Annotated in this window: 15 protein-coding genes and 2 tRNA genes; 9 read left to right on the forward strand and 8 right to left on the reverse strand. The window is 64.6% G+C overall.

The window, feature by feature from the left end; genetic code table 11:
* Window positions 1–74: 74 nt before the first annotated feature.
* Window positions 75–551: a CYTH domain-containing protein gene (locus tag D103_RS0107730; protein ID WP_018866175.1), complete on the forward strand. Its 477-nt coding sequence runs from the start codon at window positions 75–77 to the stop codon at window positions 549–551.
* Window positions 541–1,182: a uracil-DNA glycosylase gene (locus D103_RS0107735; protein WP_018876409.1), complete on the forward strand. Its 642-nt coding sequence runs from the start codon at window positions 541–543 to the stop codon at window positions 1,180–1,182. Before D103_RS0107730 ends, D103_RS0107735 begins: the two co-directional genes overlap by 11 nt.
* A 172-nt stretch (window positions 1,183–1,354) precedes the next feature.
* Here the strand turns inward: D103_RS0107735 and D103_RS0107740 are convergent, their stop codons facing one another.
* Together D103_RS0107740 and D103_RS0107745 are read right to left on the reverse strand one after the other, a co-directional pair.
* On the reverse strand, window positions 1,355–1,687 hold the full coding sequence (locus tag D103_RS0107740) for a type II toxin-antitoxin system PemK/MazF family toxin (protein ID WP_018876410.1): 333 nt from the start codon (window positions 1,685–1,687) through the stop codon (window positions 1,355–1,357).
* Window positions 1,677–1,877: a DUF2281 domain-containing protein gene (locus D103_RS0107745; protein ID WP_018876411.1), complete on the reverse strand. Its 201-nt coding sequence runs from the start codon at window positions 1,875–1,877 to the stop codon at window positions 1,677–1,679. The genes D103_RS0107740 and D103_RS0107745 overlap by 11 nt, the downstream gene beginning before the upstream one ends.
* Before the next feature lie 134 nt (window positions 1,878–2,011).
* On the opposite strand from D103_RS0107745, the gene uvrC reads away from it, so the two are divergent.
* From uvrC to D103_RS0107780, 7 genes are all read left to right on the forward strand, one after another.
* Entirely contained in the window at window positions 2,012–3,838 is a 1,827-nt protein-coding gene (gene uvrC / locus D103_RS0107750) for an excinuclease ABC subunit UvrC (protein ID WP_018866179.1), read from the forward strand.
* 260 nt (window positions 3,839–4,098) lie between these two features.
* Window positions 4,099–4,650, forward strand: a complete 552-nt coding sequence (gene pgsA / locus D103_RS0107755) for a CDP-diacylglycerol--glycerol-3-phosphate 3-phosphatidyltransferase (protein ID WP_018876412.1) — start codon at window positions 4,099–4,101, stop codon at window positions 4,648–4,650.
* A 141-nt stretch (window positions 4,651–4,791) separates the two neighbouring features.
* The gene (locus D103_RS0107760) at window positions 4,792–6,141 is read left to right on the forward strand and encodes a sensor domain-containing diguanylate cyclase (RefSeq protein ID WP_018876413.1); all 1,350 of its coding nucleotides are present in this window, start codon (window positions 4,792–4,794) and stop codon (window positions 6,139–6,141) included.
* Window positions 6,142–6,183: 42 nt separating this feature from the next.
* Window positions 6,184–6,259: transfer RNA gene (locus D103_RS0107765), tRNA-Gly, on the forward strand.
* 91 nt (window positions 6,260–6,350) lie between these two features.
* Window positions 6,351–6,424: transfer RNA gene (locus tag D103_RS0107770), tRNA-Cys, on the forward strand.
* A gap of 166 nt (window positions 6,425–6,590) precedes the next feature.
* A complete protein-coding gene (locus D103_RS0107775; protein ID WP_018876414.1) occupies window positions 6,591–7,685 on the forward strand; it encodes a diguanylate cyclase in 1,095 nt (364 codons plus the stop codon).
* 200 nt (window positions 7,686–7,885) lie between these two features.
* Complete coding sequence (locus tag D103_RS0107780) at window positions 7,886–10,375, forward strand: EAL domain-containing protein (RefSeq protein ID WP_018876415.1); 2,490 nt, start codon at window positions 7,886–7,888, stop codon at window positions 10,373–10,375.
* 925 nt (window positions 10,376–11,300) lie between these two features.
* Here the strand turns inward: D103_RS0107780 and D103_RS0107785 are convergent.
* The 6 genes from D103_RS0107785 to D103_RS0107810 form a co-directional block, all read right to left on the reverse strand.
* Window positions 11,301–11,723 (reverse strand): type II toxin-antitoxin system VapC family toxin, encoded by a 423-nt coding sequence (locus D103_RS0107785; protein ID WP_018876416.1) that lies wholly within the window; start codon window positions 11,721–11,723, stop codon window positions 11,301–11,303.
* Window positions 11,723–11,965, reverse strand: a complete 243-nt coding sequence (locus D103_RS0107790; RefSeq protein WP_018867974.1) for a type II toxin-antitoxin system Phd/YefM family antitoxin — start codon at window positions 11,963–11,965, stop codon at window positions 11,723–11,725. Before D103_RS0107790 ends, D103_RS0107785 begins: the two co-directional genes overlap by 1 nt.
* A 210-nt stretch (window positions 11,966–12,175) precedes the next feature.
* Entirely contained in the window at window positions 12,176–13,327 is a 1,152-nt protein-coding gene (locus D103_RS0107795) for a transposase (RefSeq protein ID WP_018867975.1), read from the reverse strand.
* Window positions 13,328–13,733: 406 nt separating this feature from the next.
* Complete coding sequence (locus D103_RS0107800; RefSeq protein WP_017942077.1) at window positions 13,734–14,243, reverse strand: pilin; 510 nt, start codon at window positions 14,241–14,243, stop codon at window positions 13,734–13,736.
* Window positions 14,244–14,456: 213 nt separating this feature from the next.
* On the reverse strand, window positions 14,457–14,936 hold the full coding sequence (locus D103_RS0107805; RefSeq protein WP_018876417.1) for a pilin: 480 nt from the start codon (window positions 14,934–14,936) through the stop codon (window positions 14,457–14,459).
* A gap of 313 nt (window positions 14,937–15,249) precedes the next feature.
* The coding region (locus tag D103_RS0107810) for a transposase (protein WP_026280305.1) at window positions 15,250–15,471 on the reverse strand (222 nt) is incomplete at its 5' end.

Here is a 15,471-nt window from a genome sequence, read left to right on the forward strand (position 1 = left end):
GGCGGGGGCTTCGCCTGCAGGCAGGCTCCCACAGGATTCACCCGGCGGTTCGCCGCAAGACGGGAGTCGACGACATGGGGCGCGAGATCGAACGCAAGTTCCTGCTGGCCAGTGATGCCTGGCGCGAAGGCGTGGTGCGCTCGCAGTACATGCGCCAGGGCTACCTGTGTGGCAACGATCGCGCCTCCATCCGCGTGCGGGTGGACGAGGAGGGCGCCAACCTCAACATCAAGAGCGCGACCCTCGGCGTGGAGCGCGACGAATACCAGTACGACATCCCGGTGGACGAGGCGCATCGCCTGCTGGATACCCTTGCCGGACCCCAGGTGGAAAAGACCCGGTACTGGGTGGACGTCCAGGGCTGGGAGTACGAGATCGACGTGTTCGAAGGCGCCAACGCCGGGCTGATCGTCGCGGAACTGGAGCTCCCGAGCAGCGATGCCGAGTTCCCGCGTCCCGAGTGGCTGGGCGACGAGGTCTCGCACGACCCGCGCTACTACAACACCGAGCTGGCGCGGAACCCCTACCGCGAGTGGCCGGATGCCTCCTGAACCGGGCGCGATCTTTCGCGCGGACTGCCGCGCCTGTCCGCGCCTGGCGGCCTTCCTCGAGGAGGTTCGCGACAAGCACGCCGACTACCATGCCGCCCCGGTGCCCTCGTTCGGGCCGCTGGATGCGCGGCTGCTGATTGTCGGCCTGGCGCCCGGGATGCATGGCGCCAATGCCACCGGGCGCCCGTTCACCGGCGACTATGCCGGCGTCCTGCTGTACGAGACGCTACACGAGCACGGCTTCGCCAGTGCGCCGGAGAGTACCAGGGCGGACGATGGCCTGGAGCTGATCGACTGCCGCATCACCAACGCGGTCAAATGCCTGCCGCCGCAGAACAAGCCCACCACGGAGGAGATCCGTACCTGCAACGGCTTCCTCGCGGCCGAGATGACGGCCGTGCGGCCGCGGGTGATCCTGGCGCTGGGCAAGATCGCCCACGACGCCATCCTCCGGGCCAAGGGTCTGCCGCTGTCCAGCCTGCGCTTCGCCCACGGTGCCGAGCACGAACTGGACGCGAACACCCGCCTGATCGACTCCTACCACTGCTCGCGCTACAACACGCAGACCCGCCGCCTGACCCCGGCGATGTTCCACGAGCTGTTTGCCCGGGTCCGCAGCCACCTCGGTTAGCCTTCCGGCCCGGAAGGTCTGCCCGGCGCCCCCAGGGCCGGCGTCCGGGCTGGCCGCCCGGATCGCCACGCGCCTGCGGCGCTCGCGATGACGCTGTCCTTTCCCTGTCATTGCGAGGCCCCGCAGGGGCCGTGGCAATCGGTCAGTTTACGGGCAGGGCCGAGCTCCCCGCCTACGGGCAATGGAAATGGCGGCAGAAATGCGCCCGGATCCCATCAATGGTTTGTGCGTCGAGCTTCGCGTATTGATGAGTGATCAGACGGCTACTGAGCGTGAAGATCTTGTCGTAGCGAACCCAGCTGGTCTTGGGAAGTGAACCCTCCAGCAACATGTTCGGGTTCACTTCTATTGCATGAGTCTGGTTTGGCGACGAAGTGACGGCGAGCGCAGCGAAATCGCCGAATCGATCGATCTCGGAGAGGACGAGAACAGGCCGGCGTTTTCGAGTGGTCAGGTCCGAAAAGGGAAAGGGGATGGCAACGATAGCTCCCGGCTCAGCGGTCATCCCAGACCTCGTCCTCGGGGTTTTCCCAGATCGATCCGAGAGCAGTTTCCTGGGCCTTCTTGATGTCTTCGCCAGGCGTGTCACTCAGACCGTGCTTGGATTCCAGATAACCAATGAAGTCCAGAACTTCGCGCGAAAGGGGCTCGGGCAGGCGTTTGACCTCTTCATAGATCTGTTCGGCGATATCCATGGCTCGGTCCTCCCGGTACGTCGCCTCGAGTGGCGAAGACTTATAAGTAATGGCATCAAGGATATCCCGAATGGTATCGGCTGCGCACGGGGCTATGCCGGAGGGTGGGGCAGTTCCGGTATCCTGATGCGATCATGAGTACCCCCGAGACCGGATTCGATCACAAGGCCTTTCTGCAGTCGCTGACGCAGTCCCCCGGCGTGTACCAGATGCTGGATGCGTCGGGGGCGGTGCTGTATGTCGGCAAGGCGCGAAACCTGAAGAGCCGGGTGGCCAGCTATTTCCGTGGCAGCGATGACCGCGGCCCGCGCATCCGCTCGATGGTGCGGCAGATCGCGGATATCCGTGTGGCGGTGACGCACACCGAGGCCGAGGCCCTGCTGCTGGAGGCCAACCTGATCAAGCGCCACCGGCCGCGCTATAACGTGCTGCTGCGGGACGACAAGAGCTACCCCTACATCTACGTGTCCAACCAGGAGTATCCCCGGCTCGGGTTCCACCGCGGTGCGCGCAAGAAGGGCGTGCGTTACTTCGGGCCGTACCCCTCGGCCGGGGCGGTGCGCGAGAGCCTGGCGCTGCTGCAGAAGCTGTTCCAGGTGCGCCAGTGCGAGGACAGCGTGTTCGCGCATCGTTCCCGCCCCTGCCTGCAGTACCAGATCGGGCGCTGCACCGCCCCCTGTGTCGGCTACATCGAGCCGGAGGACTACGCCCGCGACGTGGAGGCTTCGGTCAAGTTCCTCGAGGGCAAGAGCGAGGCGGTGGTCGCGGAATTGATGGAGCGCATGGAGGCGGCCTCCGCGCGCCTGGATTTCGAGCACGCGGCGCGCCTGCGCGACCAGATCGCGCGGTTGCGCCAGATCTCCGAGCAGCAATTCGTCTCGGGCGGCGAGGGCGATGCCGACGTATTCGCGCTGGCGCAGGAGGCGGGGGCCTGCGCGGTGGAGATCTTCTTCGTGCGCAATGGCCAGAATCTCGGCAACAGCGAGCTGTTCCCCAACGTGCCCGAGGCCACGGATACGGACGAGATCATGGCCGCGGTGCTGGCGCAGTACTACGCGGAACGCGAGCCTCCGGCGCGCATCCTGCTTTCGCACGAGCCGCAGGGTGCGGAGGCACTGGAGGCCTTTCTGGCGGAACGTCGTGGCGGGAAGGTCGCGCTGGCGTGGTCGCTGCGCGGCGAGCGGGCCCGCTGGCTGGACATGGCGCGGCGCAACGCCGAGCTGGCGCTGAAGACCCGCATCGCCAGCCAGGCCGGGCAGACCGCGCGGCTGGATGCCCTGACCGCCGAGCTGGGGCTGGAGGAGGCACCCCGGCGCATGGAGTGCTTCGATATCTCGCACACCGGGGGCGAGGGCACCGTGGCCTCCTGCGTGGTGTTCGGGCCGGAGGGGCCGATCAAGTCGGACTACCGCCGCTTCAATATCGAGGGGATCGAGCCGGGGGATGACTATGCGGCCATGCACCAGGCGCTCAGCCGGCGGTTCGCACGGCTGAAGAAGGGCGAGGGCCAGGAACCGGATATCCTGTTCATCGATGGCGGCAAGGGCCAGGTGACGCAGGCGCTGAATGTGCTGGCGGATCTCGGGCTGGACCACATCAAGGTGGTGGGCGTGGCCAAGGGCGAGGAGCGCAAGCCGGGGATGGAAACGCTGATATTGAGCGGGGTAGAGGCGCCCTCTATACTCCCCGCGCATTCCGGCGCGCTGCATCTGATCCAGCAGATCCGCGACGAGGCCCATCGGTTCGCGATCACCGGGCACCGCGCCCGCCGCGCGAAGGCGCGCAAGGAATCGACTCTGGAGGCCATTCCGGGGCTGGGGCCGAAGCGGCGCAGCGCGCTGCTGAAGCACTTCGGCGGTCTGCGGGGCGTCAGCCGGGCCGGGGTCGAGGAGCTGACCAAGGTGCCGGGGATCCATCGACGCCTCGCGCAGTCGATCTACGACCAGTTTCACGAGAGTTAAGGAAACACTGATCAATGTGCACGCTCGCGTTGGCACCTCAGGTTTTCCGAGACAAGGCGCGGTGCGCAGCCGGTAGTGGTTCTACCGGCAAGTGCCGCAACGCAGGATCGGGGAACCTGGGGTGCCAACCCCGAAGGGGCTCCGGCGTTGCGGTTTGCTTGTGCAGAATGACTGCACGGTGGTCACTGCGCATTAGACGCACGCAAAAGCGACTCGAGCGCGAGCGTGCACATTAATCAGTGTTTCCTTAAGCTACTGCCATGTTCCCCCAACTGCCCACCTGGCTGACCTGGTCGCGGATCGTAATGATCCCCTTGCTGGTAGCCGTGTTCTATGGCCTGGCGATGCCCCTGGGCGGCGTCCTCGCCGCCATCATCTTCGCCCTGGCGGGGCTGACCGACTGGCTGGATGGCTATCTGGCCCGGCGCTGGAAGGTGACCAGCCGGTTCGGCGCCTTCCTGGACCCGGTCGCGGACAAGCTGATCGTGGCCGCGGCGCTGGTGCTGGTGGTCGATCACAACCCGGGGCTGGGCCTGGCACTGGCCGCGATCGTGATCATCGGGCGCGAGATCGCGATCTCCGCGCTGCGCGAGTGGATGGCGGAGATTGGCGGCAGCGCCAAGGTGGCGGTGTCCTGGGTGGGCAAGGTGAAGACCACGGCCCAGATGGTCGCGATCTTCCTGTTGCTCTGGGCGGAGCCGATCGCCGGGCTCCCCACCTTCGTGATCGGCGAATTGCTGTTGTATCTGGCCGCGGCGCTCACGCTGGTCTCGATGATCCAGTACATGCTGGCTGCCGCGCGAAGCAACTGACGCGCGGCGCAATCCCTTCTAGTCGGCGTCCCTGACGCCACGCGACAAGCGGCGCCCACCGGGCGACCCGGTGCGTTCCGCCGCGCCGGGGTTTGGCGATACACTGCGATGATCGACCACGTGTCGCCCGCGGGAGCGCCCATGCCTGGCCCCCAGCTAGACCTCGACAACATCCAGACGCTGGAGGCGCTTCAGGGGCTGCTTCCCGGCTTCGTTTACCAGCTACGTAGGGAGGCGGACGGGCGTTTCTCCTATCCCTATGTTGGCGAGCTGGCGGAGCACTGGTTCGGCGTGGACCGGGAGTCACTGAAGGTTGACGGCGCGCCGCTACTGGAATGCATCCATCCGGACGACCGCGAGCGAGTGGTGCGATCCACGATAGCCACTGAGGAACATGGGGCGCACGCGAGCATGGAGTTCCGCATGCGGTGTCGCGGGGGCGGCGAGATGTGGCTGTCCGCCTACGACACCGCTCGGCGCCTCGACGATGGCTCCGTGGTCTGGACCGGCTTTGCCACCGAGGTGACCGAGCGCAAGCAACTGGAGGCTTCGCTGCGTCAGAGCGAGGCGAAGTTTCGCGCCTTCGTGGAGACGGCCAGCGACGTCATCTACTCGCTACGCCCCGATGGCGTGCTGAGCTACGTATCGCCCAACTGGACCGAAAACCTGGGGTACCCGATCAGCGATGCCATCGACCACGCCATTGATGAGTACGTCGCGCCGGAGGATCTTCCGGCCTGCTACGCCTTTCTCGAGGGAATCGCCCGTACGGGGCAGAAAGCCTCGGGCATCGAGTATCGAATCCGTCATCAGGATGGGCATTACCGCTGGCACACTAGCAACGTGTCGCCGGTGCTGGACGAGGAGGGTCGCGTGACGGAGTTCCTCGGTATTGCGCGTGACATCACTGATCGCAAGGTAACCGAGGAGCAGATGCAGAGACTGGCTCATTACGACCCGCTCACGGACTTGCCAAATCGCACTCTTTTTTACCAGATCCTTGATCACGAACTGACAGGGGCTCGCCGCGGCGGGCAGCCGGTAGCCCTGATGTTCGTCGACCTCGACGAATTCAAGCCGGTGAATGATCAGTATGGCCACGCGGTTGGGGATCTCCTGTTGCGTGCGGTGGCTCAGCGTCTGGCGGGTGCGATACGCGAAAGCGACGTGGCTGCGCGCATTGCGGGGGACGAGTTCGTGGTGATGCTGCCGCGCTTCCAGTCGGCGCAGGAGAGCCGGGCACAGGCCGCCGTGATTGGCGAGAAGATTCGGGCGGCCCTGGCCGAACCGTTCGACTGCGACGGCGTCGAGGTGCGGATCTCCTGCAGCATCGGGATTGCGCTGTTTCCGCTGGATGCGGCCGACGGACCGGGCTTGTCGCGGGCAGCGGATGCCGCGATGTATGTCGCGAAGAATGCCGGACGCAACCAGGTGGTGGTGTTTGACCGCGCGGTGCATGGCGCCGGGGCGATCGGCTACCGCGGGTATTGACCTGCCGGGAATCTGCGGTAGAATACGCGCCGATAACGAAGAGCGGGAATAGCTCAGCTGGTAGAGCACAACCTTGCCAAGGTTGGGGTCGCGAGTTCGAATCTCGTTTCCCGCTCCAACAGATTCCTGAAACCCCGGTTCCGCCGGGGTTTTCTGTTTCGGCCCGCGCAGATGCCCGTGCGTTCGCGGACCGGAACCCACCCGATACAGGCTGGGTGGCAGAGTGGTTATGCAGCGGACTGCAAATCCGTGTACGCCGGTTCGATTCCGACCCCAGCCTCCATCATTGCAGTAGCTGCAAAAGGCCGCCCCCGGGCGGCCTTTTGCGTGGTCGGGATTGTCCCGCGTGATGACGCCCGGCATGCTCGGGGCACCCCGGGGCGTGCGCGAGGGTCGGCCCGGGAGCCATTCATCAGCGGCGGTCCGTCCGCCCGATCGGGGATCAGGCGATGGACGATCCATCCAGCGGCGGTGCTCATGCCGAAGCGGCACAACTGCAGGCCCGCAAGCGCCTCGTATACCTGGTGGCGCTGGCGGGCGGGGTGGCGATCTTCCTGCTGAGCTGGTCGATCCGCGGTCCCGGTGATCCGTTCCTGGCGTACCTCTATCCGCTCTTTGCCGCACTGCTGGCGGGCCTGTGGTTGACCCTTTGGCGCCGGCCCGACTGGCTCGCGCGGCTGGAGCCCTGGATGCTGGCTCTTGTTGCCGCGATCGTCCTCTCGCGGCTGGCCTGGCATTTTCATGCGGGGGGTTCGCTGGACGACCGTCTTCTGGTCCTGGCCGGCGGGCATTACTGGGCGGTGGGTATCGTGATCCTCGCGGCGTTCGTGATGCTGGATCACCGCGCGGGTCTGCGCGCTGGGCTGGCTATCCTGATCGTTGCGTCGCTCATCGCGCTCGCCGGGGTAATCGGGGAGGCCCTGGACGGTACGCTTGCCACCGAGACGGCGGTCTATCTGTTGCGGGTGCACCTGTTCCTCGGTGTGCTGCTGGTGCTGGCCAGTATTGCCACCTCGATGCGTGACACGGTGAAGGATGCCCTGGTCCGGTCCGAGGCCATGGCGCGGGCCGCGCGCACCGACCCCCTGACCGGACTTGCGAATCGCCGGGCCGCGGAGGCCTTTCTGGACCGCCAGGCCGCGGCCGTGGCGCGTTACGGGCATCCCGTCGCGGTGATCGGCATGGATATCGACCACTTCAAGGCCGTGAACGACGCGCATGGTCACGCCTGTGGCGATGCCGTGATCGAGGGTGTGGCGCGTCGACTGGAGGCCAACCTGCGCGAGCCGGACTTCGTCGCCCGCTGGGGCGGGGAGGAGTTCCTGATCGTGGCGCCGGAGACCTCAGCACACGAGGCGCAGCAGCTGGCCGAGCGCTGCCGGGCGGCCCTGGCTTCCGAGCCGATTGCGGGAGTACCGGTCACCGGTTCGTTCGGGATCACGGTATTCCGCGCGGGGGATACGCTGGACGATGTGCTGGGGCGCGCGGACAACCTGATGTACGCGGCCAAGGCAGCCGGCCGGGATCGCGTGCTGGTGGAATAGGCGCGACTCCGGTGCCGGCGCGCAGCAGGATCAAAGCCGTGGCACTATGCTGGAGGCTATACCGCCCAGGGAGTTCGATTAACGTGTCGGACGAGTATGCAATGCCTCCGGGCGCCGGTCTGACTCGATCCCGTAAACCGGCGCAATGTCGTAGGCCATGGACGGCCCTCGTGGGGGCGGCGGCCGCGTGCTTGCTCGCAATGCTGCCGGCCGGGCAGGCGTTCGCCGAGGCGGAACTGCGGGTAGGCGTGTACGACAACGCGCCCAAGGTCAGCGTGGACGCGCAGGGCGAGGCCGGTGGTCTGTTCGTGCACCTGCTGGACTCCATTGCCCGACGCGAACACTGGCAGATCGAGTATATCCCCTGCGAGTGGGCTCAGTGCCTGCTGGATCTGCGCCAGGGCCGGCTGGACCTGATGCCGGACGTGGCCCTGACCGAGATGCGCGACGAGTTTCTCGACTTTCACCAGATCCCGGTCGTGCAGGGCTGGAGCCAGGTGTACGCCTTCCCGCAATCCGGCTTCAGCAGCCTGGAAGCGCTTGGCTCGCGGCGGCTCGCCGTACTGGAAGGCTCCGTGCAGGAAAGCCATCTGCGACAGGAGCAGATGCGCGATCCGGACCTCGAGTACGAACTGGTCACCTTCACCAGCCTGCCGGCGGTCCTCGCGGCGGTTGGGGAAGGCGAGGCTGTCGCGGCGGTCAGCAACAACTTCTACGGTCGCCAGCATGCCAGGGCCTTCGGCCTGGTGGAGACCCCCATCACCTTCGGCCAGGTGGGCCTTTATTACGCGGCCACGCCGGAGCGGCATGGCGAGTACCTGGCCGTGATCGACGCCTATCTGGATCAATGGAAGCCCCTGGCGGATTCGCCCTATCAGCGGGCCCTTGCCGAGACCCTGCTGGCGGATGATTCGCCCGGGTTGCCGGGCTGGGTCCGCTGGGCGTTGTTTTCCGCGCTGGGCCTGGTGCTGCTCCTGGCGGTCGCGGGACTGCTGTTGCGCTGGCAGGTGCGTCTACGTACCCGGGAGCTGGCGGCCGCCAACCAGCGGCTGGAGCATGTGATCGACAGCGGCCCGACGGTGATCTATCAGCTCGCCTCCTCGGATCTCACACCACAGTGGGTGAGTCCCAACATTCAGCGTCTGTTCGGGGTTGATCCGGCTGCCGCGCTGCGCCCCGGCTGGTGGGAACAGCAACTGCACCCCGAGGATCGGGTCGGTGCCCTGCAGGAGAATCAGCGGCTGCTGACCGACGGCGAGGTGGTGCGCGAATTCCGGCTGTTTGATGGCTGGGGCAAGCTGCGCCACGTGCGCGACGAGATGCGGCTGGTCCCCGGCGCGAGCGGTCGGGGCGAGCAGGAAATCGTCGGCGCCTGGACCGATCTGACCGACAGCATCGAGCAGAAGGAGCAGCTGCGCCAGATCTCGCACTTCGATACCCGTACCGGGCTGCCGAACCGAACGCTGCTGCAGGATCGCCTCGGGCACACGGTGGAGCGCGCGATGGCCGATGGCGAGGCGCGCTGGGTGGTGCTGCTGGACCTCGACCGCTTCCGCAACGTCAACGAGACCCTGGGGACCTCGGCGGGCGATACCGTCTTGCAGGGGATCGCGCAACGCCTGGGCCAGACGCTGACACCCCAGGACACCATCGCGCGCGTCGGCGCGGACGAATTCTGCCTGATTGTGGAGACCCCGGAACACGACGGTCTGGAAGCCTTTATGCAGACCCTGCTGGATACCCTGCGCGCCCCCTTCGAGACCTCGGGGCGCAGCCTGGTACTCACCGTGAGCGCCGGTGTGGCCCGCTTCCCGGACGACGGCCAGACCCGGGAGGAGCTGCTGACCGCGGCCGAACTGGCCATGCAGGCGGCGCGGGCCCGTGGCGGTGACGGCTGGTGCGCTTACACCCCGGAGATGGGCGCCCTGACGGAGCACCGACTGTTTCTGGAAAACGACCTGCGCCAGGCCATCGCCAACGAGGAATTCGTGCTCCACTTCCAGCCCCAGTTCGATCTCGCCAGTGGCGAGTGTGTGGGGGTGGAGAGCCTGGTCCGCTGGAACCATCCGCGCCGCGGCATGGTATCCCCCGCGGAGTTCATCCCGCTGGCGGAGGAGACGGGGCTGATCGTATCGATCGACCGCTGGGTGCTGGAAGCGGCCTGTCGCCAGCTCGCCATCTGGGACACGGCGGGCCGACACATCCCCATGATGGCCGTGAACCTCTCGGCCCGCGAGCTCCATGACGAGGCGCTGGTTGCGACCGTGCGCGAGACCCTCGAGCGCCACGGCATCGCCCCGGAGCGTCTCGAGGTTGAACTGACCGAGACCATGATCATGGAGGACCCGGAACGGGCCCTGGCGATCCTGCGCCGCCTGGACAGCCTGGGGGTCCGACTGGCCATGGACGACTTCGGCTCGGGATACTCCAACCTGGCGCACCTGCGCCGCCTGCCGCTGCATCGCCTGAAGGTCGACCAGTCCCTGGTGCGCGACATCGGCCACTCCCGCCACAACGAATCCATCATCCGCGCCATCATCGCACTGGCCGCCGCCCTGGAACTGGACCTGATCGCCGAAGGCGTGGAGGAAGAACCCCAGCGAAGCTTCCTGCTGCGCGAAGGCTGTGCCACCGGCCAGGGCTACCTCCTCGGCCGACCCGCCCCCGCCAACCAATTGTTTCAGACCTGACGCGCGGACTGCGCATCGAGCCACACGCTTCACCTGGCCCGACCGAAGCGGCAACGCCACGCCATGTAGGAGCGGTCTCGGCCGCGAAGCCCCTGCCCGCGTGAGCATCACCCCGACCCTCTGGGGCGACCCACGGCCCACGATCGAGAGTAGCTGGACCCTCGTGGGTGGCTGCCGCGATTTCGGCGAAATAGAAAAATATTCCAGCAAAAACTACCGATCAGAGATCGAAATCGACCGCTCATGGAAATGTTCGCCACGCGGCTGGAACTCCACATCGGTTCTGTTAGCTTGTGCCTCGGGGCAGGGAAGCCCCAAAAGGGTCGTCCAGGAAGGGAATCCGGGGCGGCCCTTTCTCGTTCTACGCCCCGGTAACTCTTGATCCCAATCCTGACATTTCCGTAGTGCTGCAGAACAGGTGAGGTGTCCGCGAGGTTCTTCCGGGTCCAGTGGACGTCCCGGTAATCCTAGCGCTTGTCCCGTACGGTCGCGTTCGAGTCCTGCGTTCGCGAGCGATGGGCGGTCGGAGCCTGCTTGCAGGCGAAGCCCCCGCCCTCGCCGGACCTGCCCAAACTGCCGGGTGCATCAGCGAATCCAGCCTCTGGCAATAAGATGCCCGACCGCGCGCCGGTGCTTGGGGAACCAAAAGTAAACTTCCGCCCAGTGTCCTGCGGTCGAATTGGGCCCAGCAACAAAGGACGCAGCGTCAAAGTGCGTGTCCTGAGAGAGCGCACCCACCCACCGGTCATCCCGCAAACCGCGAAGCGGTTATCCGGGATCTCGATGATTGGGGCAGCCTCTACGCGGGAGATCCCGGCGCCTGGCTTCGCTCCGGCCGGGATGACATCGCGCAAAAGTGGATGTGCCACCGCGCCAACGAATGGTCGCCAAAGTGGATGTCCCGCAGAACTGAATTCTTGGCAAACTACAGCAGCGTCGCATTCACGCCCATGGGTTCTGCAGCGGCCACGAGCGTCTTGTCGAGGGAGCAAAGTTCCACGCCGTGGTTGTACGCAATGGCCAGGTGAAGTGCGTCGCCCGCGCGCAACCCGGAGGCATGATCGTCGGCGAAGAGGGCAGCGGTGTGGTAATCGATAGACGAGATCGGCAGGGTCGAGAGTGACGATTCCCGCAACGCCGCAAATGCGCCAAGCACGGTCGCCCGTTCCCGGGGTGTCAGGATCTCCATTCGAACCTTCATGGACAAGGCCGCGGAGAACTCCGTAAGCACCCACTCACTGATGCACAGCGAACCGGCGCCCTGTGCCGCCAGCCAATTCTGCATGTCCTCGGTTCGGGGCTCGCGAGTGAGGGCTGCCACCAGGACGCTGGTATCCAGATAGCGCATCAGTAGCGAGCATCATCACGCATACGACGGATGAAGGTCTCATCGGTACTGTTGTGCTGGGTATCCGTGACTGCACGGAGCACATTCGCATCGATCGGCTTCCTGGGTGTGGTGGCGCTGGAAAGGCGTACGACGGCCTTGCCTCGCTTGGTGATGAGAATGGATTCACCTGCAGCAGCACGTTCCGCCAGCTCACTCAGGTGGGCTTTGGCATTCGCCAGGCTAACCGTTGGCTCGGACATCCCGCACTCTCCTGACCATGTAGATGGTCATATCATACCTTCCCGGGAAGCGTAGCGGTAATGGGCGGAGACGAAGTCCGTGTCCCGAAGCAAGGCTACGATCTCCATTCGGGCCGAATTGAGCCAACAATGTGGGTGTCCCGGCGGATATTAATGGCGCAGAGCGTCTGCGAATCCCGGTTGTTGGCATCTGTATGGCGGTCGACGGTGTCAGGCAGCGCGAGTGGGGAAGAGCTTGCGGGCGGCCCCGATGCCTCGCAGATAGCGGGTCTGGCGCGCGTCGCACCGGGCCGTGATGCGACCCGGTGTCCCCACCACGCTGCCAAATTGCCGCAGCAAGCGGCTGGAGGTGAGGATGAACTGGTCTGGGTCGATTCCCAGACGTACCAGCAAGGGTGGGGTTGCACCATCAATGAAGCCGCGCTTGTCTTCGCGGATCACGCGGCCGGTTGCCTCCACGAGCTGCAGGTAGTCCTCGAACCCAAAGGGCACCGCCGGTTCCGTCCGGCCAGTGGCATCGAATGGCATTAGCGGGGCACCCGGCAGACGATTCAGGGCCCACTCGAGGTTCAGGGATTCTGCATCCTGTGGATCCGCACGCCACTGATGTCCGACCGCCCTGGCGATTCGGTACGAGCGTCTCATGCACCCTTTCGTTGAATCGGCCGCATCGATCCTCGGTGACCCGCAGGTTTGCGGGTCGTCGTCCATGGCCAACCTGAGGAGCAGGTCGGCCCTCTCGGCAACCGATGTGTAATCCGAACGCTCGGGTGTATCCGCGATCCCGGCCCGGATGGGGTTGAGGTCAACGTAGGCCATGGCGGTCAGTACAGCTTGTTCGTCGAGGAGCGCCTGGCTCTTGAAGCGTCCTTCCCAGAAGCGTCCTGTCACCCCGTCTTCGGCGTTGGCTTGCCGTGCGATCGACTCGTTCAGCACGCGCATGAACCACGAAAGATCAGCCAGACGCGAGCGATATGTCTCCGCCCAAGCGTCCACGAGCTCGATTTCCGCTTGACCGAGCCGTTCCGCATCCGCCAGATACCGCTGCACCAGGGTCGGTCCGGCAAAGAGTTGAGTCCATCGACTCAGGGCTTCGTCCCGCCCCAGGCCCTGGACCCGCGTGTCGTCCACCCGGACGACGATGTGAAAGTGGTTGCTCATCACCGCGTAGGCCGCGATGTCGATGGCGAATACCGAAGCGAGTTGCTTGATGCGGTCGGCGATCCAGCCTCGCCGGTGTTCGAAGGAGCGGCCGGTGTGCGCATCGTGGCCGCACAGAAAGGCGCGCCGCACGCAGCGCGAGACCACGTGGTACCAGGGCGTATCGTCCAGAGAGACGAGGGTCGAGCGGGGTTCGGTCATGATGAACTCCTTCCGTGGAGTAGGCCTGCCGGAACGCATGTCCGTTGCGCTCCTGCCGATAGCATAGCCATTGTCCTGAAGGTTTTCAGGAGCACGGCAAGCAAACTGGGTGTGCCTGCGCTTCCGGTATGCCCTCGCAGGGACCGGCCGAGGAAGTTGGGCGACCGAGGAAAGTGGGTGTCCCAGAAGGCCCGTTCCCGAAAACAACGTGGGCGAAAACAACGTGGGTGTCCCGAAGGATGCCCCATGACAAAGTGGGTGTCCCGGAGAGTGGGTGCGTCAGCGAATCCGGCTTATGACAAAGTGGGTGTCCCAGGGATTCCGGGATTCCGACAAAGTGGATGTCCCGGCCGACAAAGTGGGTGTCCCAGAGGATTCCCTTAAGTGGGTGTCCCAGAGGATTCCCTTAGATTTCGCTGCACCCGGATGGAGTAAAGCTTTCTTTCCATCCGGCTGGAGTGTCCGCGATTTCACATAACCATTGGCCATTGGGCTGCCGGCGCAGTGACAGCATGACACCATTGACGCCTGGACCCACGCGGGCGCTCGCGCCTTCGCCAAGGGTCATGGTGAGGACGAACTCGGTTCCATTGCCAGCCGCGTTGTTATCCTTTGATATTTGACCGAAAGAGGTGTCGACGGTCTGGTCGGACGGTGCCGCACCCGGTACGCCCAGATCCGCCATGTCGGGTGAGTCGGCGCTGGTGACCTGGCCACGCGCGAGTGTGTCTTCGACGGCGGTCTTGAGACCGGAGATTTCGTAGAGTGCTGAGTGGATCTGGCTGCGTGCGACATAATCCTGATACAGCGGGATTGCGATGGTGGCCAGGATGCCGATGATCGCAACGACAATCATAAGTTCGATGAGGGTAAATCCATGGGTGCTGTGTTTTGGGGGCATGGCCGGATCTCGCATTGCTTTTGAATCGTCCAGAAATCCTGCAAAATTCGAACCAAGTCAATGTAACATATGGATTTCCTCGGCGGTGCACCCGACCAAGTGATTGTCCGATAGTCGTGGCCCGAAGGGTCAGATGAGCGCCTCGCGCCAGTATCGCTCTAACAAAAAAGCCCCGGCTTAGGCCGGGGCTCAGAAGGCACCCTAAGGGGGTGCCTTTGTACCTTAATGTTAGGCTTCAGTGCAGGAGCCCGGAAGATAGGATTCCTTCCAGCCACCAGGACGGTTGTCAATCTCGCACGTCCAGTTGCCGTTGACATCGCGTTCCAGTTCAATAGTGGCCCCGTTAATAGCCGCAGCGGCCGCGCCGTCAAGAGTCATGATGATGGTGCCGGTGCCGTCGGTTGCAATTGAACCAGTTGGGGCGCCGGCGGCCAGGTTAGATTGGCTGTAGCCAATTTCGTCGAGATGAGCGGTGTCGGTCATGTCGGTGTCGGTTCCCCGAGCTAGACGCTCTTCAATCGCGGTCCGATACGTATTGATTTCGGAGTAAGCGGTGCTCATCTGAGAGCGAGCCACGTAGTCCTGATACTGCGGAATCGCAATAGCGGCCAGGATGCCAATGATCGCAACCACGATCATGAGTTCGATCAGCGTAAAACCCTGCTGGGCCTTCGGCTTGTTGATTCCGGTACGCATGGCTTGATGCATGGTGATACTCCCTTGATGTGATGAAAGCTGGGCCGGAGGCCCGGCCACCCCGTGGGCAGCTGTCTCAGTAGATGCAATGGGTGTGCCAGGAACATCAGAACCCGGATAAACAGCGCTGTGTGGCCATTCGGTTTGGGGTTTGGGTCACGACATACGGCGGTTCAGATGTGTCACGTGACAAAAATGGTCACCCCAAGTGACGCGGGCGGTCAGTTTGTTTGGGGGTTTTGTCACTGGAGGCGACCCCGGCTCTTGGTTGTGTGCGTCAAGTTGTGCAGAAATGAGTCGGCCATGTTCGGTTGGTCCGTATGGCTCAGGCGGCCTCGGCCTGCCGGAGCAAGATCTTCTTGTGCTCTTTGAGCAGATCCATGTTCAGGTAGCGGTTGTCCTCCAGCCAGCCTTCGTGGATTTCGACGGCCAGGGCCCGCACCAGACGTAGACAGCTGTGGGTGTTGGGGAAGATCCGGACCACCCGGGTCCGGCGCCGGATCTCCTCGTTCAGCCGCTCGAGCATGTTGGTGCTCTTCATGTGCTT

The sequence above is a fragment of the Thioalkalivibrio sp. ALE31 genome (assembly GCF_000377405.1).
GTDB lineage: Bacteria > Pseudomonadota > Gammaproteobacteria > Ectothiorhodospirales > Ectothiorhodospiraceae > Thioalkalivibrio.